Here is a 19,622-nt window from a genome sequence, read left to right as displayed (position 1 = left end):
TGGTGGAAGATCGTGGAGGTTGGGTTGGGTTGGGTTGGGTTGGGTTGGGTTGGGTTGGGTTGGGTTGGGTTGGTTTAGCTCCATCCTCCCTATCGGACTCAGATGCAGCTATTTGCGCTAAATCAGGCTTTTGGACACATTTTCGGACCTGAGCGACGCTATTCCGCTCATAGGGAGCTGATTTCCTCCCTTTTTGTGCTCATAGCTGCATTGGGGTCCGTTAATCTTTCAAAAGGTTACTTTTCGAGCAAATAAGAACTCTGGGGTCCGATCGCTCCTAACTTCGAGCATCCTTCTACATCACATTTACTTCCCATCGAGCTATTAGCTTCGTTAGTTCTTACACTTGTCCCACACTATTTCCGCGCATGCATTTGTCCGTGTACTCCCTTGCTTCGCACTTACTCCCACACTTTTGTTTTCCATGTACTACACTTTGCTCTCAAGCTAACATTTCTATCGGACTCAGATGCAGCTATTTGCGCTAAATCAGGCTTTTGGACACATTTTCGGACCTCACCGTCGCTATTCCACTCAAACCGGGCTGTTTTCATTCCTTTTTGTGCTCATAGCTGCATTGGGGTCCGTTAATCATTCAGAAGGTTACTTTTCGAGCAAATAAGGACTCTGGAGTCCTATGGAGTGAAGGAGATGGAGTGGATCAGTTGGACTGAAGGAAATGGAGTGAACCAGATGCGGTAAAGGAGAGAAGGCCCAATGTGCTGTCGAGAGGAGATGAGGACGTAACATGCTAGGTGGGTGGGATGCTATTAATGTCCATCTGTATTTTCTCAATAAATTACCAACTGCCTCCATCCAGCCCATCTGCTCCATCTGCTCCATCTGCTCCATCTGCTCCATCCAGCCCATCTGCTCCATCAGCTCCATCTGCTCCATCTGCCCCCATTCGCTCCATCTGCTCCACCCACCTCCATCCGCCCCATCTTCCCCATCCGCTTCCAGCCATCTCCATACCTTCTCCATCCCTCACTAATCCACTCTCGCACGAAATTATCTACTTCCCATTCCCCCAATCCCAGCGTATACTATTATTATTCCAATGAGAAAGGTGTGAATAAAATGCAAAATGTGCCCAAAGGAATTCCCCGACCATTAGTAAAAACTAATCAGGCGTTTATCGTCATTTCTGTAATATTAACATGGCTAACAGGACAACACTGGATACTAGCGCTGCCCTTGTTTGCCGGATTGCTCGGTCTTTTGTTCGGTTATAATCCCACCATTAAGCTGGCTGCCAGGTTTCTGACAAAAGAGCGTTCCCACTATGTACTCGAAGACTGGTCACAACAACAGTTTAATCAAAGCATAGCTGTCTTCTGCCTCGCAGGGGGTCTGATCAGTTTCATCGTTGGCTGGACGATCGCAGCTTACATTTTCACAGCGCTCGTTGCGGTGGCCGCCACTGTGGCAATCCTAGGTTTTTGTATCGGATGTTTTATCCATTATCAATGGAGAATGTACAATTACAGACGTAAACAAAGCAGCACAAATTAAATTTGTTAATTCTTAATCTTTCTCTTCTCCAACAACATCCCAGCGATGGCGAAATTTTAGTAACCGTGGATGCAGTGATGAAGGTGCAGCTGGCAACAATAACCGAATCTTTACAATCCACTCTTCAAAAGAAGAATAAGACGCAAACTGATTCGCCACCTCAGGCGTTAAATACAGAAAAATCGGCGAAGGATAGATCTCCAAAAGATGCCGCAGCGCAGAATCAAGCGGAGTATACTTTTTTCGCTTCCCTTCCAAACTCTCTACCGTGATAAAGCTACGTCCTTGCTCTCTTTTCCATTCATGCAGCCGGTCCTCTCGCTTATAATAAGCACTCACCGGCTCTTTGGTCATCCGTCGCACCGTTTCCTCATGAAGTGGATATAACACCAGTTTAGTGAAACGCCGGTCTGCTGCAGTTTTTGCCGCCACTTCAAGCTCTTGATCTGTTATATGTTCAAAAGAATCGTAAAACACTAAAGTCCCTTTACGTTGCTCAACTGGTTGCTCATAGCCATAGGGTACATGCTGAATGTCTCTTTTCAATGAAATCCCTCCTGCTTGTTCTATTTATTAATCATATCATGTGACAACAGCAGGGCTATCATTCTTATCTTACAGCTGAAGATGAATGGTTAATGAAATCCTGAACTTTTGAAATCAAAGCTGGGTATATCAAGGGATACGTCAGCTCTTTTGGTATCTCAGTAAATCCTCTGATTTCTGCCATCTCATAAGGAGGAAGTTCTGCGAACTGTTCCACATTTGCAAAATATAACTTACCATAATTTTCTGGAGCGTCGATACTAGTGACCCTATAAATAGCTATTGGAAAAAGTGAGAATTGTTCCGCACCCGTTTCTTCATATAATTCTCTGGCAGCAGCCTGCTCCGGGATTTCGCCAACCTCTATATGCCCTCCGGCAAACTCCCACGTCGAACGGTCCTGATGTCTCGCTAAGATCCATTCTTCACCATGTTTAACCATAATAACAACGTACTTCAGCACAACTTCTTTTTCCTTATCCAACTCAAAAAAGTTTACCTGCAATTATATCCCTCGCCTTCCCACCAGCCTCAAACATTTTTTGCCGCATCCCAAGCCAATTTAAATTCTGCTACATTCCGATACCGCTGCTCCCTCACCGCACTGACGGCCCGTAAAGCTACCTCGTAGAGGGCTTGACTGGTTTCCCATTTTGCAAACGATCGATCGGATGCTCCTCCTAACAAAACAAATGCTGTGGCGCCCATATTAAATACATTCGTAACTTCATCAATCGGCGCATCCAAGCTAAACTCTTCCGGTGACTTGAATCTGGATGAACCCCAGAAGTTCTCTCCCAGATCATTTACAGTAGGCTTTAGTCTATAATAATCAATATCACAAATTTTAGTTCCATCGTTTACAAAATCATATAAAATACTTCCGTCATAAAAATCCACAGCTACATACCCTCGATACTCAACATGTTCATGAAACAAAAAGATTACATCTAATGAAGACAGACGTTTTTCAACGGATAATTGCTTATAACGAAAAAAAGGCGACTCCGGATGACTCAGCTTCGCTTCTCCCGCAAATAGCCAATGCGAATGTAAACATTCACCTGCAAACCAATCAAAGACTGCTACATACCCTGACTCAACCTCATAATGCGACAGTAGCGTGATCAGTGCATCAGATCTAAGTTCGTTATATAACGGAATAGCTTCAATTAAACGGTTAACAGCATCCTGAGGATTGCCGGCATAAGTCAAAGGTCTCGCTCCAGCAAATTTCACAAAAAACTTCTTTCCATCCTGCTCCACACCAAAAGAAAAATTTCCGGAGTCTTGCTGATCGAACACTTTAAACACTTTTCCCAGCTTAGTTAACCAAGCAAAATCACAGGCTTCCTGCAATTGAAAAGTTACCGCATCGATTTCATATGTATAATTTTTTTCGCGCAAATTAACCTCCTGCATTCACTATCTAGATTAAATTTATAAGCTTCATTCATTGTCTTGTTCGATATTTAATCACTAGAATAATAACCAGCAATACAACACATAAAGACATCGTATTTGTAATCAAAAAAGCTAATCCAACCCCCGTAACCGCCAAACTAATCGCATAAGCTTCCATTAGACTAATCCCGAGCAGCATAAGTAAATACGATTTTAGATTTAAATCGGCTACGGATTTTGATTTGAGGATTTGAACAATCTGCGGGATCCATCCCAAAGAAAGAATCACTCCACCTATTAATTGCATGATTGCAAACATAAGAGCACCTCCACGGATTTTATACAGTTGTATTCCGGGCGGCTCAATCTGGTTCCATTTCATGTAAAAAAAACAAATAACACTAAGCAAAGTTTAATTTTCCTGCATCTTGCAGCTTATTATACGCATAAGAGGCCGCACCTATTGTTCCTGCCCGACTCCCAAGCTCTGCTTGAACAATTTTACACTTAATGCTTGATAGCTTCAACGCATGCTGATGCACAGTCTCTCTTACGGGTTGGAGCAATTTATCTCCCGCCGCTGCCATTCCCCCACCTACAATAATAAGATCCGGGTTGAGGATATTCACAACATTCGCTAATCCAAATCCAAGTATAGCTCCAGTCTCCTGCATTACTTCCATAGAGAGAGCGTCTCCAAGTTCGTAAGCTTCAGATATCATTAACGCGGTAATTTGCTCTTCTTGTTCCTTAGTCCAAGTCTGAATAATACTTGTTCGTCCTTCTTTCAGCTTCTCTTTAAAAGTATTGACCATGCCAATCGCGGACACATATCGCCCTAAACAACCGGAGCTTCCACATTTGCAGGGACGTCCGTTCCTGTACATATTCATATGCCCAATTTCACCAGCGCTATAAGACGTACCGTAGATCACTTTTCCGTCATTCACGATACCTGACCCTAATCCCGTTCCCAATGTAATCAGAACCAGATTGTTATACCCTCTTCCTGCACCTTGTTGCCATTCACCATAAAGATTAACCCTAACATCATTATCAATAAAAGTAGGAAAGTCATAGAATTTTTTCATCTCATCTACAACATGTACATGCTCCCAATCCGGAAAATTCGGTGAAAAAAAAGAAATTCCCGCTACCGGATCAAGTAATCCTGGCACTCCGATTCCCATTCCTTCTACCAAATCTAATGGAATATTCGCTTCATCCGTGATTAAACGTACGGCTTCTCTAATCCGTCCCAACACATGGGCTGGGCCCTTAGCAGCCTCTGTTGGTATAGATCTTTCTTTAACAGCTATAAAATCAGTATCGTAAATCCCTGCTTTAATATTGGTTCCGCCAAGATCAATCCCTAACATATACCGTTTCATAAAAACCTCCAGAATTAGATAATCTATCGCTTTCGATTAAGTTCTAGTACTAACTGCCGCTTCCGTTTCAGCTAACATCAAGCGGTTCACACCCACCTTAATCTGATTCTCGGTGAGATTAGAATAACCAAGTAGAAAGACAGGACCTTGAGGTTTACTGCCCACAAAATAAGACGACGCAGGATAGACCCGAACTCCATATCGCAACGCCAATTCAGCTATACGATGCTCTTCGGCATTGGATTCCAGCTCAATCAATAAATGAAGACCCGCCTCTTCCCCATAATAGCGGACACGACTGCCAAATTCAGCATCCAAACTTTTTACTAGACAAGCCCTGCGGGCAGCATAAAGTTTCCCCATCTGCGTAACATGCCTTGCATAATGTCCATTCTGAATAAATTCCGCCAACGCTTCCTGATCCAAAGCAGAAGACATACGATCTGTTATCCATTTGACCGCCAAAAAAGGTTGAATCAGAGTCGGAGGCAATACTACATAACCTATGCGTAGAGAAGGAAATAACACTTTACTAAAACTGCCTACATAAATTACTCTACCGTCAACATCTAGTCCAGCAAGTGATGATAGCTTCGGACCCTCGTACCTGTATTCACTATCATAATCATCTTCAATAATAAAAGCTTGATTGGCTTTGGCCCATTCCAGTAACTGCACTCTTCGTTTCATCGAAAGGGTCACCCCAAAAGGAAACTGATGCGAAGGAGTGATATAAGCTAGTTTTGGTTTTTTATGAGGACTTTCTTTGATGTGATCACAGCTTGCTTGGAGCTCATCTACAGAGATACCCTCTAGGTCAACTCTGATGGGTGTAACCACCGCTCCAGCGAACGAAAAAATCTCCCGCACAACGTTATGTGATGGATCTTCAACAATAACATCATCACCTTTTGAAACAAAAATTCTCGATAATATATCCAATGCCTGCGTTGCCCCTGATGTAATCACAATTTGCTCCGGAACCACGGGCATCGAACGTGTGGACCGTAATAAACGTGCAATCTCTTGGCGTAGTCCCAAAGAGCCCTCGACCGGGCCGTAACCCAAAGTATCAGGAGATGCACGACGACAGGCATTCATTAATGCTTTTTGCCACTGATCCATTGGAAAAGCGTCCCATGCAGGTACACCGTGCCGAAAATTACATAATACTGTGTTCAAGTCGTTTTCTATAATAGAAGAAGGATTGAGTGTAAGGAAATCAGGACCCTTCGTTATAAAATTGTAAGGGTTCTCAGAATCCTGGGGGTCTTTCTCCTCCACTGGCAGCCCCGCTATATAGGTTCCTGCCCCTTTTCTCATCTCCAGATAACCCTCTGCTTGAAGTAGCTCGTAGGATTGAAGAATTACACTTCTGGATACTTCCAGTTGATTAGCCAAAGTCCTTGATGGAGGCAGTGAATCCCCCCCACTTAAAGCTCCTGAATGGATAGCATTACGAACCTGCTCATAAATTTGACGGCTTAATGGAATGGGTCTTTGTTTATCGAGAGTAATCAGCAATTCATGCTTCATAAGATTTCCTACCCTTCTAATCCGGGTTTTCTTAATGGTTCATAGTAAGGATTTTTACAATTAGTGCTGCAGAAACAGCACCTAAGATCACGAGTAACAGCGGGATTTTCCTAATTAATACCAGTATAACAGCGACTATACCCGAAGCGATACCTACAAGATTGTCATCTGCATCCACCTGAAATATCCCAGGAACCGTTAAAGCACTAAGAACCGCGATAGGCAAATATTCCAACAAAGCTTGGACTTTGGAAGAGCCATTCGTATGCTTTGTCAGCAGCAAAGGTACAAAACGAAATGAAAATGTAAGGATTGCCATCCCGATAATGATCAAAATAGTCATACGGATACCTCCTTTTCTACTTCAGCTTGCTCTGGAAATAAGGAGCCTACTGCCATACCAATTAACATAGCTGCAAGTATCGAGGAGTTTCCAAGTACGGGATGTAGAAGCCATGAAGAACCCGCCGCTGCTAAACATATGGCCAAATTCCGAATGCTTCCCTTTAGTTGTGGCACTATTAGTGCTATCAGTAAGGCATATAATGAGGTGTTCAAAGCAGGTAAGTATATAGCCGGAATGTAGGATGCCAGCGATATTCCCGCAGCTGTTGCCAGCAAATTTGCTATATACGGAGGAATTTGTAGACCCAGCAAATATGGAAGAGTTATATTTTCTTTTGAATGATTGCGGGGGATCATACTAACAGCGTACACTTCTTCTGTTAAACTAAACCCAATCCAGACTTTGGCCAGAGGATTGATTGTACGGTCAAGCTGACCCCCAAAAGATAGGCTGATAAACAAATATCTTAAATTAATGATCAACGTAAGCAGCAGGATCATTGGAGCGGCGGCCCCAGCAGCAAGCATTTTCACGCCAATAAATTGGCTGGCTCCCGCAAATACGAACGCTGACAATAAGAACACTTCCAGACTCCCTAGGCCTAATCCCTTACCGACCAATCCAAACGTAAAACAAGCAGGAATAAATCCTGCAACAATAGCTACAGAATCCTTAAGACCCTTTCTAAACATCACTTTCTGATCACTCATAAGTTTCTCTCTCCCTTATCGTTGTCCCTAGAGAGAGCATACTTGGATACAATTCTTGTGGAAATAACCGCATGGGTGCGTATGTACCATACCAATTTCTTGACATAGAAAAAAGACCGCCCGCTAAGAGAGCGATCTTTAATGAAGGTTAAACCTCCTGAGGACTTTCCACAATCCCGCTGATTTCTTGTTGAATTTGGGATTTAATCTGATCTACATGGTCAAAATCTGTAGCGGCGGCATAGATCGTCTTTAACTCATCCAAAAATACTTTGGCATCTGTCAGATGTTGAATGGATCGTTTCATGGTGCTGGAATATCGCTCTTTAATACCTGCGATGGCTTCGGCAAAAGCTTCATCCGTACCTGGCTGTATGCACCGTGAATACATATCAACAATCTCGTCGGTGGCACGGTCAGGGAAATACTCATGCGGAGCTGTGCTGTCAAAAATAGCAAACCCAAGCTCGCGTACGATAATCATATCAAGACTGTTCGGATCGAAACCACAGTGGTAAATCTCAACATTGACACCACGTTTTATTCCTTCAGCTGCCAATTTTTTTAAAAGTGTAGATTTACCGGATCCCGCGCGACCTTTTACAAGATATCTTTTTAGTCCTGCGGTTAAATTAGGTACAAAATCCACTGCACCCTTAGGCGTAGCTGCACCTAAAAAACGGTGATCCACCCGGCTTACTTTTTCGAAGTTCTGATCACCATACAGAAGTTGAATATACTCCTGATTCAGCTCATCAGCGGCTTGGAAATTCATTGTCGCAATATAAATCGCTTCCCACTCGTCATGAATGCGGAGTGCTTCAGCAAAGCCTGAATAAGCGAGTTCATGCTCTTCCGTGTACTGATCAACTAAGCTGTCGATCTCAACACAACGCTGGCTTAACTGGAGCGTATCGACGGCCTGCTCCAAATTCACATGTACGATGGCCTCTTCAGGCAATTCTGGCTTAATGACCCGTGGAGCAGTACCATCTATAATTCCTACTTTTAATTCAGGAATAACCACTCCGTCGAGTGAATCATTATCTGACGCTGCGTGAATTAACCAGATCTCATAACCTTGTTGAGCCAGAAGATCTCCGATTTCTCGAATGATTCTAGTTTTCCCCGTACCGGGGCCTCCTTTTAATACAAACAAACGCGTTAAATCTTGCAATGACGACTCATAGAGGTTAGAGAAGCCGTGAGCTGTGTTGCCGCCAGCAAAGAAATTCAGGATTGTTCCGTCCATAATCGCACACCTTTCCGGGCTGATGTCATGTTTCATTGTTCATCTTATTAATGTACCCAGGGAAAGGTGACGCTTTGAGTGAGATGTGGTTTCGTTAGCCGGTTCAGTTACAAACAAAACGATCCATAAACCTCTTAATGACGGGAACATCTGGAGGAGACAGCTCGCTTGGCAATTCTTCATAACTAAAAAAACGCAATTCTTGCACCTCAATTCCATCTACTTTTAGCGCCCCATCAAAGTCCGTGCATAGATATGCAGCCACAACATTATATACTTCATCACCGTGCGGGTATTTATAATAAAGATCTTTTCCAGAGAACATGTCGAACAAATCAAGAACTTTGGCTGTTAAGCCTGTTTCCTCAAAAAGCTCCCTCTTAGCGACCTCTTCTAAAGTCTCCCCAAGCTCCATTGAACCACCTGGCAAACCCCAGCACCCGTTGTCCGTTCTACGTTGCAATAATAATTGATGATTGCTGCACAATAAAACACAGGCTCCTGCCATTATAAGCGGTCTGGTACCTACCAGCTTTCTTAACTCCATAATATAATCGCTCAATAAACTATCCCCTGTCTTCTAATAGGCTCAAATACCCTACGTTAATAGAAGTTCATTTCTTTTTCTGCACATGAAAACCTTTGTCTTGCGCGTAATTTTCAATGCTCCAAATACCTATTCCCCGCTCTCGCGCCTTATCCTGAATCGCTCTAAATTGATCAACATATTTTGTGTTAGGTGCAAATACATAGGCTACACGTGCATAACCCTGCTCTAGCAGAATCTCATTGAACATTTTCCCATCTATATAGAGGTAACAAAGTAGGCGGCCATATTTGTCCCGCTCCGATACATCTAGTTCAATTTGTACATCTTTATCCGTAAGCATCTTTTTGGCGAAATCAGAAGCTTCTAGCGAAAATGGCTGTGGTTCGGGGATATTCGGATTCACTGACTCTGGAGTATCGACCAGCAATAAACGAATGGTTTCCTTTTTGCCGCCTATAGTCAGCTTCATGGTGTCACCATCGACTACTCGTGTTACCTTTGCATCTATTAAACGTTTGTTGTCCTCTGTTGTATTGTCTGGCGTAGAATCTAATCCAGAACTGGAATCGGCCGTAATCGTTGGAACTGGTTCTAAAGTAATCTGCTCGGCTAAGTTGCAGGCAGTTGTTGTTCCAAGTAAGAGTGTGATAGCTAGAAAGCTTTTTAATAGATAAATCTTATTCATTGATAACCTCTTTCTTATACACGTATGTAATTTCATGGGGTCTAATAAAAATAAATTAAAACACTTAAAAACACAAGACTGTAATACTAATCATAGAAAACAGCGATAGCCATGTACCAGAAAAAAGATACTTGGTTATCGCTGTTTCGCCTTTACTCTACTTCCACCACGTTTAATTTGGAAATCTTTATTTTGATTATGATCGATAAGAAAGCAAGCAGGGAAAACATAATTCCGATCCAGATGAGTTGATGTATTCCTGCATGAGAAATAAACCAACCACCGATAGCAGTCCCTATAGTAATTCCAAGGTTAGAAAATGAGATAAACAAGCTGTTACCGAATTCGGGAGCTTCTTTCGCTTCGGTCGTTAACCATGCTTGACTGACAATCAGTCCGCCGGAATGCACTGCCCCCCAAATGATTATGATAACAACCATCGGAAGGAAATAAGAACCTAGATAATATACGAATAAGTAAGTTACCGCATATAACAATGGAAACATGATAACGGTCTTTGTAATGCCTTTATGCAAAAGGCTTCCAAATAAAAAATTCCCAAAAATCATGATTATCCCAAAGGCCATCAACATGATACTAATCCATGACCCGTTCATATGTGTTACCTGCCCAAGATATTCAGCAAAGTAACTGTACACAGAAAACATAGCTGCAAAGATAAAAATAACTGCCACAATATTTAACCACAATAGGGGTTTGCGTAAAATACCAAGTTGTTTACCATAAGACATTTTTTCTTTAACTGGCATGGAAGGAAGCCAAGCTAGTATTCCTAAAAAGGCAATTATACTTACGACAGCTCCAAAGAGAAAAGCGACTTCTAAAGAAATTTTGTCCGCGAGATAAGAAGTCAAAGGCACACCAAAAGCAAACCCGACCGTTATTCCGGCGAAAACCTTTGTAACTGCTTTGGTGCTCTTTTCCGGAGGGACAAGTTGGGCAGCGGTAACAAGTGCAACTGAAAAAAATACGGGATGAAAAATAGCAGGGATAATACGAAAAATCAGCATTACTTCAAACATGGTCGTATACGCATAAACAATATTTGAAATTGCAAAAATAAGTACAGCAGTTAATAGAATTACTTTACGATTAATTCCAGAAGCCAATAAGGTCAGAAATGGACCTGAAATAGCAACAACTAAAGCAAATATACTTACAAGCCATCCAGACTGAGAAGTTGATATATTAAATTTTTGAGTTACCTGTGGCAGAACACCTATAATCCCCATTTCCGTTGTAATAATGCCAAATACGCCTAAAGCCAAAATAATAATAAGTAAAGGGTTAACCTTTTTCATTTTAAAATAATCCTCCATTTATATTTACATATTTAGATTTGTAGATATGTATTATCAAAAAAAAGCCCTTCCTCCTCTCTCCTATAGTTTCTCTTTAATATAATCGGAAAATTCTTGAATTATCTTTTCGTTTCGACGATAATACGTCCACTTCCCAATTCGCTCAGATTCCAGCAAACCAGCTTTTTGCATGGTCAATAGATAGCTCGAAATAACCGACTGTGCAAGCCCCGCTTTAGCTTGAATATCGCCCACGCAAATCCCGATTTGAAAATTTAGGCCTTGTTGTAAATAAGGCTTTTCATCAAAAAATTCCTCGGGAGTTTTTAGCCACATCATAATTTGACTACGAGTCTCGTTAGACAACGCTTTGAATATCATTAAAGGTTCCATGTGTTCCATTATATCTATTTTTATAGATTTGTAAATACAAAAGATGCCGATGTCTCGTTGTTGCAATAACATTATGTAGATTCATGTTTCGTATCGAATTGTTCGTTTAGTGAATTAAATATTTCCAAATCAACCAGCAAAGCAGTACGGATACCCACGAAATGAAACCGAAAATCATCACGATTTTGTTCTCACTCCATCCGTATTTTAAGCTGAAGTGGTAATGAATCGGAGCCATCCGGAATAGCCGCAGCTTCGTCCGTTTGTAGTACCAAACTTGTAAAATGACCGACAACTGTTCCGCAAAATAAACGAAAAACAAAATTGGAAGTAAAAGCTCAACCTTCTCAATGACAGCCAGAACGGAAAGGGAGCCCCCGATCGCCAGTGATCCAGTATCGCCCATAAACGCTCTTGCTGGATAAATATTGTAAAGCAAAAGCCCTAGCAGACAACCGATCATAACAAGTGAAAATGTCTGCACTTCAGGTTTGTCCGAAATCATAAAAAAGAAAAAATACGACGGTATGGCAACATTGATCAGTAGCCCATCGAGACCATCTGTAAAATTGATGGCATTCGCGGAGCCGACCACAAACAGCAAAATGATGGCCACATAAAGGTACACAGGCAAATGCAGATTTTGCCCTTTAAATAACTCGATATCACTCGTCAGGCCGAACGAATGGAACAACACATATAATATAATTCCAGTAAAAAGAAATTGAAGCACTAGTTTTGAGCGGCCGCTGATGCCGGATGGATTTTGCCAAAAAGCCTTTTTGAAATCATCCAAAAATCCGACTGAACTAAACAACAAAAACGTAACGCATAAGAGTAACATTAGAGGCCCGGGTTGAAACTGCAGCGAAATCGCTATCCCGATAAGCAGGATCAACCCTGCCATTAGTGGTGTACCCCGTTTGGCCTGATGATCTGCTGGAAGCTCGGCACGAATCGGCTGCGTTAACCTCAGTCTATGCAGCGTCCAGATTAATAGAGGCGTAAATACCGCCACCAGAAGAAAAGACAGGCCGGAAACAGCCAGAATTCCATACATACAACGAACTCCCCTCTTTGGAAAAGATCCTTTATAATACTCACAAAATATTTCTAGAGTTAATGAGGTCGTCTGTAATTATGTACTCTTTTCATCTGTTGATAAAGAGAAATTATTCTATTTTTATTTCCTGTTTTCTGCTGTGTAACAGCTGAGAGTTTTCTATAAGCAGATCCCAAAGCATAAACTTGCCCAATGAGAAAGTTTGCACTTTGGGCAAGTTTACATTAGTATATAGTCAGTAATCCTAATCTTCACCACAAAAACAGCCGTATGGGAGGTGTATACATAAAGTTATGATTAAACAAACTTTGAGAGATTTCAAAAAAGAAGCCACTGAAAAAGCGCTAGCTGAAGCGGCATTCGAACTTGCACTTGAACATGGGTTGGACGGTTTTGTTGTTGAAGATATCGTGCAAAAAGCCGGCTACTCCAGAAGAACTTTCGCAAACTATTTCACATGCAAGGAAGAGGCAGTTGCGATGGGAGCAGTTACCGTACGGAACACGAATGAGTATGAAGAATTGCTCACCAAAATCCCTGAAAATGCCTCCCTGCTGGATACCTTATATCAACTAATTAAGATGCAACTTACAGCTGAGCTTATAGGGAGGTTGCGTGAGCTTTCATTACTTTCCCGAAAATTCCCAGCCCTCGAGCCCCATTATTTAAGAGCAATACACCTTACGCAAACTGGAGCACAAAAAACATTGTTGCACTTGTCAAATGGTAAGTATGACGAGGTTTATACTTATCTGCTTATAAATTCGGTTTACGGAACTGTACTTCCCTTAATTGACGGAAAACTTAATGTGCTGCTTCCGGGACAAACGACGAGCGACGATCCAAGTCCTGAAACTCTTACGTTCGATCAATTTTTGGAAACTATTTACGGATATTTACGCAACGGATTCTAATAGGCTAACAATCAGTTTTCATCATCGAGGGAGTGTAAAATAGATACATGTCAACATTATTATACAGAGTGGGAAAAACCGCTTATCGTAAACCTGGGTACTTCATTTTAGGTTGGATTTTAATTTTAGGAATTGTCATCTCTATGATCAGCATGAATGGTATTCATATCAGTTCGGAAATGAAGATTGAAGGCACGGAATCGCAAAAGATTTTGGATCAATTAGCAACAGAACTTCCGGCTGCATCTGGTGGACAAGGAAGTGTCGTGTTCAAAGCACCTCAAAGCGAGCGATTGGATACGCCAGAACGTTTGGCAGCGATCACTAAGGGTATTAATGAGGTTTACGGTTTAAACGAAGTGATTAATCCTGCGGATTATGCAGCGGAAGCAAGTAGTTCAACTACTGAAGCAACTCAGGCTGCCAGTATGGATCAGTCTGCAACAGCCACAGCACCCCCTTCCTATGGTCCTCTGATGGCAGATGGTGTTCCGGTGCCTGGTGTTATTCTTTCCGCAGACGGTAGAATTGCATTGTTCCAATTCCAGTTTACCATTGAGCAATCAGCTATCTCTCAAGATATTTTTGATTCTGTAATTGATACCGTCATGAATGTCGAGAAAGATACCAACATTACTGTACTGCCGGGTGAGACACTCAAATCAGTATCTATCGGTGTAGGATCAGCTGAGATTGTCGGACTTGTCATTGCTGCAATTGTTTTGCTGGTGACGCTTGGCTCTGTCGTTGCAGCAGGGCTGCCCCTTATAACTGCACTGCTTGGAGTCGGCATCGGTGTGGGTGGAGCATTTTCTATTTCCAAATTCATTGAAATGCCTAGTGTCACTTCCGTCTTGGCGCTTATGATTGGATTAGCCGTCGGAATCGATTATGCTCTTTTCATTGTAAATCGCCAACGCCGAATGATTATTGATCAAGGATTAAGCGCACAAGAAGCTGCGGCTAGAGCAATTGGCACATCCGGCAGCGCCGTATTTTTCGCCGGTTTGACGGTTATTATCGCTCTCTGCGGTATGCTTGTAATCGGGCTTACTTTCTTATCTACGATGGCGTTAGTAGCAGCAGCTACCGTCCTCATCAACGTATTTGTTGCCTTAACCCTATTGCCGGCATTGCTCGGATTGGTGGGTGAACGCATCTGTTCGCCTAAAGCTCGCAAGAAAAACAAGGATCATCATAAAACGGGTAACCGCGGTATAGCTGATAGATGGGTTAAATTTGTCATCAAGTATCGTTGGGTCACTATTGTTGCCATCGTCGTGATACTTGGCGTAGCAGCAACCCCTATAGCGAAAATGGAAATGGGCATTCCCGGAGCTGCCTCGGCGAACTTGGACACGGTAGCAAGACAAAGTTATGATGCTATATCCGAGGGTTTTGGAGAGGGATTTAACGGACCGCTTATTCTGGTTGCAGAACCAAAGAACTCTTCCACTCCAGTCACTCCGGAGCTCCTAGGAAATCTTGTGCAAGAGCTCCAAGCTCAAAAGAATGTCGCGCAGGTCACTCCTCTGGGCATGACTAAGGATTTAGCTATCTTCAGTCTGATTCCAGAAACGGGTCCTAGCGATATAACAACCAAAAATCTGGTGAATGATTTACGGGCTACGGAATCTAGTATCGCTCAAAGTAATGATGTTAAACTCGGGGTTACCGGCTTTACCGCCGTTAACATCGATATGTCGGCCAAGCTGGCAGATGTATTTCCCATTTATGTAGGAATCATCATTCTCCTATCGCTCATTATTCTTCTGTTGGTATTTCGTTCGATTATCGTTCCTATCAAAGCTACGATCGGTTTTCTGCTTAGCATTCTCGCTACATTCGGGATCACCACAGCCGTGTTCCAATGGGGCTGGCTCCATACTCTCTTCGGTTTCGACACCGGTGGCCCATTGCTAAGCTTTATGCCAATCATCGTTACGGGTATCCTATATGGGCTCGCGATGGACTATCAGGTTTTCCTTGTCAGTTCCATGCGTGAATCGTACGTTCATGGTCATGAGGGATCAGAGTCCGTTGTTCATGGATACAACCAGGTGAGTCGTGTCGTAGTAGGCGCTGCTATAATTATGATCTCCGTTTTTGCAGGGTTTATTTTTACGGATGATGTCATGATTAAACAAATCGGCTTTACACTGGCCGTAGGGATCTTAATCGATGCTTTCATTATTCGAATGGGATTAGTTCCTGCTGTAATGTCTATTTTCGGCAACAAAGCTTGGGCACTTCCAAACTGGCTCGACCGTATTCTGCCAAACCTGGATGTCGAAGGCGAGAAACTGATTGCTACACTCAATGCTAAAGACAAATCTAATTCCATGAAATAGAAACAATAATAAACAGCCTGAGCCCTGTATTCCTAGGGGTTCAGGCTGTTTTGTTTCTGTGGTAAGATTCGCTTCCCATGAAACGATGTTGGAGAAAGAGCTTAATAATTAAGGATTATAGCGGGGCGCACACCGTAACAAGCTAAGTTTACATGTCCGTAACTGCGAATACTGCTACGGGTACCTACAAAATACGCACGTGAAGAAATCGCAGGTTGAGTTCTCAGCCACCACCATGAGCAGCCAAACTCTTCATCCTTCTCAAGGATATAATCAGCTTTGACTTTTTTATCATACACATACAATTTACATCCATCGTTCTTTTTCACTTTGGAGAATCCTGTTCCTATCGCCCTACGCTTCGCACGTAAAGTATCTTCACCAAGTTTAAAGGTCAATTCATTCGCCTCCGAAACACTGAGCAGAAAAATCTTATCTTCCGTGTTTATACTTCCCTCTCCGTTATCTGTGCATTGTGTAGTCTTGATGAGCCTGTGCTCGGAGTCATTAAAAGCGGCATTATAAAAATCATCGTTCAACCACTTTCGCAAATCGGAGTCATGCCATGTAACATCAACATATTCACCGTGATACCGCCTGCAGTCCAAAATGTACTCGCTTAAAATGAACAGCTCTCTACCTGAATTTTGCAGCACCCGCCACTTTATCGGCATTTTTTCTGCTCCGTCCGCCATTTGCGGATAAGAGCCAAAAGTAATTATTTCGCCGGGTTTTGCCCGCTCATACATGGGAGTAAGATTATCATTTTCATTACAAATCATAATAATAAATTCTGTAGTTCCTTTAACGATTTCAACTTCCCGGCTAAATCCTAGTTTTTCATACAAGCGTATCGCTCTATCGTTGAACTTCGCCACTGTCAGCCGCTTTGGTTTTCCCTCGAATCTCTCATTAATATAGTTAAGGACTGTTGTGAAAAATAGAGTCCCATTCCCCTGTCCGGTTAACTCTGGCTTCATTCCTAAACCCACATCTATAAAATCCTGAGAATATGTATATTTATCATTTGGAACCTGTGCCGGACTTCCTACACAGAAGAATCCGATCAATTGTTTATTTGCATCAAGTACAGAAAAAAATGCTTCCTCTAGCATTTCACTTATAGCTTCAGGAGTTGTTTCATTATTGTAAAAATCATAGGGTGGATCATATTGCCAGCTTAAAATATCCCTAGCAGCATCAGCATTCAGCTTTTCCACGTAAAGTTCCATTTCGCATCCCCCTTTGTTTTCAAAATCGATAAGTCCCTAAGAGTCTAGCTCTGCTAACTCCTGAAGAATTGTCTCTACATCACCATCAGGATTTAACGCTTTGATCATCTCTTTGGTAATGACTGCACCCTCATAAACTTGTGCAACGATCTCTAAAGGGAGTGTGAGTTCAAAATAACCTTCGGCAAATTCCACAAAATCCTCAGCTGTGCGGAAAATAGTCCCTAGCAAAAAATCCGAACCATCTTCTGCCCCCGCTGGAATCTCTACCTCCCCCTTCTGCCACGTCAAGTCGTTATTTTCACGCCAAAAACAAAAAGTAACATCATCCTTAGCTATCGCCTCATCTTCAATAAAAGACAATAGCGAGGTTGGGACTTCTTCATAGATTCCCGGCCAAACTTCATGTTCGTCACGCGCATATGGACTTACTTCGGACTCATGATCAAAACCTTTAATTATCGTTCCTTGAGGTGTAAAAATAATAAACAAATTATCGCCTGAGCCATTATCGATCGATGCTAGAGAAACATTCTTATCAAATTTAGAATCAAAATTATGATAGCGAAGCCATTCCTCAGGACATAGGACAATATTTAGAGAAGCAAGTATTTTCATAAGTTTTTTTAAGTTTTCGGGTGCTGGTAAAATATCTAACACATTCATCTATGATTCCTCCCCAATGTAGATATTAATGATTTTAGCATATTCATGAATTCCGGGTGAAAAAAAAGACTACCCGAAGGTAGCCTTTCCAACATAACAAGACACTAGCTTAACTTAAGACCCCGCACCTTTGTATCTGCGAACGCCATAACTCCAGGCTAACAAACCAATCCCCAGAAATATAGCACCTACTACAGGTGTCATCAGAGCAAGGCTGGTCATCTCCTCCCGCTGCAGAAAAAGCGCGGCTGGATACACTCCGACGAATGCAAATGGAATGATCCAAGTAAGCAATACCTGTATAGCACGATTGTAAATCGTTACCGGGTAACGGCCATAAGTCTGAATGTTGTACATTAACGGAAGAATCCCAGTAGGAGCATCCGAATAGAAAGACAATGAAGTCAACGTTGTGTAAATCCCCGTATAGATGGCGACCGCACTTAACGTCAGAATGATCAGAGCCGGTATCGTCCACCATTCAAAGGGAAGACCCAAATTGCTGCCACTGATGGCCATAATAATAATACCTATGAATGAGCCCATAAGTGCTGGTGGATCAACATTTTCCAAAAAGATCTGGAACAAATTATGAGCTGGGCGTGTCAAAATACGGTCCATCTCACCTTTAACGATGTAACGTTCACTAAATCCCCATAGATTCACAAAACAACTAAACACCCCAAAAGGCACCATAAAGAATCCATAAACGAACACTACTTCATTCTGATTCCAACCGCCCAGGCTATCTGTATGCATAAAAATTACGAGAATAAAGATAAAGTTGGTAGCTTGAAAAAGTAAGTCTGAAATGACCTCTACCCAAAAGTCAGCGCGATAGGTGAGCCGGCTCTTCATATAGTTTTTGATATATTCAATTAATAATCCCAGGTAATACATGTTTCCTCAACCTCCCTGCACGAAGAGACGCTGCCGCGCCGCATGATATAACCAGACAATTGGAATCAGCAATACCAGGAACCAAATAATTTGTATCCCTAATACATTCCATATTCCAACCCCTTGCACCCGTCCCGTAAACACTGAACCTGGCAAGTAGGTAATCGCCTGAAACGGCAGCACCTCAAGTACGGAAGATAACCAGTTAGGAAACAGACTGATCGGTACGATTAAGCCGGAGAATAAGTCTACAATTACCCGCTTCATTCGCATCATGCCTTCATTATTTTCCACGAAAAATGCCGAGAGCCCTGTGATGATATTGATCTGTGAATTAATTAAAAAGCTGAAAAAGAGCATCACCAGGAACCCCGCCCAAGCAGATGGCGCTGTTGGCAATTGTACTGGGAACAGCAGCATCGCTATGGCCATGCCGGGAATCATAAATAAGAGGAAGCGGAACATTCCCTCTCCAAGACCTTGCATCATTTTGACTAAGACATAGTTATAGGGCCTTATAAACTGAATAGCGATACTTCCATCACGGATATCCGTAGAAATCTCGCGGTCTAGGTTATTAAAATAAAAGGCTCGAGCCATCCACGACACAGCAACATATGATGTCATTTGCGTTGCAGTAAATCCACCCAATGAATCCCCATTACCATAGATGGCCATCCAAGTGAAATAGTTAACCCCAATATTCAGTGAATAGATAAGAATACCTGAGTAGTAGTTAATTCGATAAGCAAGCATGGTAAGGAAACGGATGCGTATAAAATCTAAGTAAGCCCCGAATAGTAATTTACGGCTATTCTCCTGAGGACCACCAGAAGACGCGCCTCC

At 42.3% G+C, this 19,622-nt stretch carries 22 protein-coding genes; 3 read left to right on the top strand and 19 right to left on the bottom strand.

All coding sequences use genetic code 11. The features are described from left to right. Positions 1-603: 603 nt before the first annotated feature. Positions 604-984, bottom strand: a complete 381-nt coding sequence (locus MKX34_RS14360) for a hypothetical protein (RefSeq protein WP_179089315.1) — start codon at positions 982-984, stop codon at positions 604-606. A gap of 96 nt (positions 985-1,080) precedes the next feature. Here MKX34_RS14360 and MKX34_RS14355 point away from each other — a divergent pair, with 96 nt between their 5' ends. Further along, a complete protein-coding gene (locus MKX34_RS14355) occupies positions 1,081-1,515 on the top strand; it encodes a DUF4395 domain-containing protein (protein WP_076297204.1) in 435 nt (144 codons plus the stop codon). Between the two features lie 12 nt (positions 1,516-1,527). Here the strand turns inward: MKX34_RS14355 and MKX34_RS14350 are convergent, their stop codons facing one another. The 14 genes from MKX34_RS14350 to mraY form a co-directional block, all read right to left on the bottom strand. Continuing rightward, complete coding sequence (locus MKX34_RS14350) at positions 1,528-2,061, bottom strand: hypothetical protein (RefSeq protein ID WP_038570668.1); 534 nt, start codon at positions 2,059-2,061, stop codon at positions 1,528-1,530. Between the two features lie 64 nt (positions 2,062-2,125). After that, positions 2,126-2,545 carry an NUDIX domain-containing protein gene (locus MKX34_RS14345; RefSeq protein ID WP_143758684.1) on the bottom strand — a complete coding sequence of 140 codons (420 nt, stop codon included), beginning with the start codon at positions 2,543-2,545 and terminating at the stop codon, positions 2,126-2,128. Between the two features lie 47 nt (positions 2,546-2,592). Further along, the gene (locus MKX34_RS14340; RefSeq protein ID WP_076297203.1) at positions 2,593-3,483 is read right to left on the bottom strand and encodes a serine/threonine protein kinase; all 891 of its coding nucleotides are present in this window, start codon (positions 3,481-3,483) and stop codon (positions 2,593-2,595) included. A 31-nt stretch (positions 3,484-3,514) separates the two neighbouring features. After that, positions 3,515-3,784 carry a PQ-loop domain-containing transporter gene (locus MKX34_RS14335; protein ID WP_036686720.1) on the bottom strand — a complete coding sequence of 90 codons (270 nt, stop codon included), beginning with the start codon at positions 3,782-3,784 and terminating at the stop codon, positions 3,515-3,517. 82 nt (positions 3,785-3,866) lie between these two features. Beyond that, a complete protein-coding gene (locus MKX34_RS14330; RefSeq protein WP_076224179.1) occupies positions 3,867-4,856 on the bottom strand; it encodes an ROK family protein in 990 nt (329 codons plus the stop codon). A gap of 36 nt (positions 4,857-4,892) precedes the next feature. Further along, entirely contained in the window at positions 4,893-6,392 is a 1,500-nt protein-coding gene (locus tag MKX34_RS14325; protein WP_076297202.1) for a PLP-dependent aminotransferase family protein, read from the bottom strand. A gap of 31 nt (positions 6,393-6,423) precedes the next feature. Continuing rightward, entirely contained in the window at positions 6,424-6,735 is a 312-nt protein-coding gene (locus tag MKX34_RS14320) for an AzlD domain-containing protein (RefSeq protein ID WP_036686713.1), read from the bottom strand. Then, positions 6,732-7,448, bottom strand: coding sequence for an AzlC family ABC transporter permease (locus MKX34_RS14315; RefSeq protein WP_076297201.1), 717 nt, complete (start codon positions 7,446-7,448; stop codon positions 6,732-6,734). Before MKX34_RS14315 ends, MKX34_RS14320 begins: the two co-directional genes overlap by 4 nt. Before the next feature lie 148 nt (positions 7,449-7,596). Then, positions 7,597-8,700, bottom strand: coding sequence for a PRK06851 family protein (locus MKX34_RS14310; RefSeq protein WP_076297200.1), 1,104 nt, complete (start codon positions 8,698-8,700; stop codon positions 7,597-7,599). A 103-nt stretch (positions 8,701-8,803) separates the two neighbouring features. Beyond that, the gene (locus tag MKX34_RS14305) at positions 8,804-9,247 is read right to left on the bottom strand and encodes an NUDIX hydrolase (RefSeq protein WP_038574424.1); all 444 of its coding nucleotides are present in this window, start codon (positions 9,245-9,247) and stop codon (positions 8,804-8,806) included. A 67-nt stretch (positions 9,248-9,314) separates the two neighbouring features. Next, entirely contained in the window at positions 9,315-9,935 is a 621-nt protein-coding gene (locus MKX34_RS14300; protein WP_076100928.1) for a thermonuclease family protein, read from the bottom strand. 152 nt (positions 9,936-10,087) lie between these two features. Continuing rightward, a complete protein-coding gene (locus MKX34_RS14295; protein ID WP_036686708.1) occupies positions 10,088-11,257 on the bottom strand; it encodes an MFS transporter in 1,170 nt (389 codons plus the stop codon). Positions 11,258-11,338: 81 nt separating this feature from the next. Beyond that, positions 11,339-11,650 (bottom strand): winged helix-turn-helix transcriptional regulator, encoded by a 312-nt coding sequence (locus MKX34_RS14290; RefSeq protein ID WP_051491476.1) that lies wholly within the window; start codon positions 11,648-11,650, stop codon positions 11,339-11,341. Between the two features lie 106 nt (positions 11,651-11,756). After that, positions 11,757-12,710, bottom strand: coding sequence for a phospho-N-acetylmuramoyl-pentapeptide-transferase (gene mraY, locus MKX34_RS14285; RefSeq protein ID WP_076106509.1), 954 nt, complete (start codon positions 12,708-12,710; stop codon positions 11,757-11,759). Positions 12,711-13,006: 296 nt separating this feature from the next. Here mraY and MKX34_RS14280 point away from each other — a divergent pair, with 296 nt between their 5' ends. Together MKX34_RS14280 and MKX34_RS14275 are read left to right on the top strand one after the other, a co-directional pair. Continuing rightward, positions 13,007-13,627 (top strand): TetR family transcriptional regulator, encoded by a 621-nt coding sequence (locus MKX34_RS14280; protein WP_036686703.1) that lies wholly within the window; start codon positions 13,007-13,009, stop codon positions 13,625-13,627. A 47-nt stretch (positions 13,628-13,674) separates the two neighbouring features. Then, positions 13,675-15,978 (top strand): MMPL family transporter, encoded by a 2,304-nt coding sequence (locus MKX34_RS14275; RefSeq protein WP_076297199.1) that lies wholly within the window; start codon positions 13,675-13,677, stop codon positions 15,976-15,978. Between the two features lie 101 nt (positions 15,979-16,079). Here the strand turns inward: MKX34_RS14275 and MKX34_RS14270 are convergent, their stop codons facing one another. The 4 genes from MKX34_RS14270 to MKX34_RS14255 form a co-directional block, all read right to left on the bottom strand. After that, on the bottom strand, positions 16,080-17,210 hold the full coding sequence (locus MKX34_RS14270) for a GNAT family N-acetyltransferase (RefSeq protein WP_081384011.1): 1,131 nt from the start codon (positions 17,208-17,210) through the stop codon (positions 16,080-16,082). A gap of 36 nt (positions 17,211-17,246) precedes the next feature. Beyond that, positions 17,247-17,876: a hypothetical protein gene (locus MKX34_RS14265; RefSeq protein WP_076297198.1), complete on the bottom strand. Its 630-nt coding sequence runs from the start codon at positions 17,874-17,876 to the stop codon at positions 17,247-17,249. Positions 17,877-17,990: 114 nt separating this feature from the next. Then, on the bottom strand, positions 17,991-18,776 hold the full coding sequence (locus tag MKX34_RS14260) for an ABC-2 family transporter protein (RefSeq protein ID WP_036686696.1): 786 nt from the start codon (positions 18,774-18,776) through the stop codon (positions 17,991-17,993). Positions 18,777-18,782: 6 nt separating this feature from the next. Beyond that, positions 18,783-19,532: an ABC-2 family transporter protein gene (locus tag MKX34_RS14255; RefSeq protein ID WP_051491475.1), complete on the bottom strand. Its 750-nt coding sequence runs from the start codon at positions 19,530-19,532 to the stop codon at positions 18,783-18,785. Positions 19,533-19,622 lie beyond the last annotated feature (90 nt).

The sequence above is a fragment of the Paenibacillus sp. FSL R5-0636 genome (genome assembly GCF_037974255.1).
Lineage (GTDB): Bacteria > Bacillota > Bacilli > Paenibacillales > Paenibacillaceae > Paenibacillus_AQ > Paenibacillus_AQ odorifer.
Note: the sequence above shows the minus strand (reverse complement) of the source record. Positions and strands in the feature narration are given on the sequence as shown.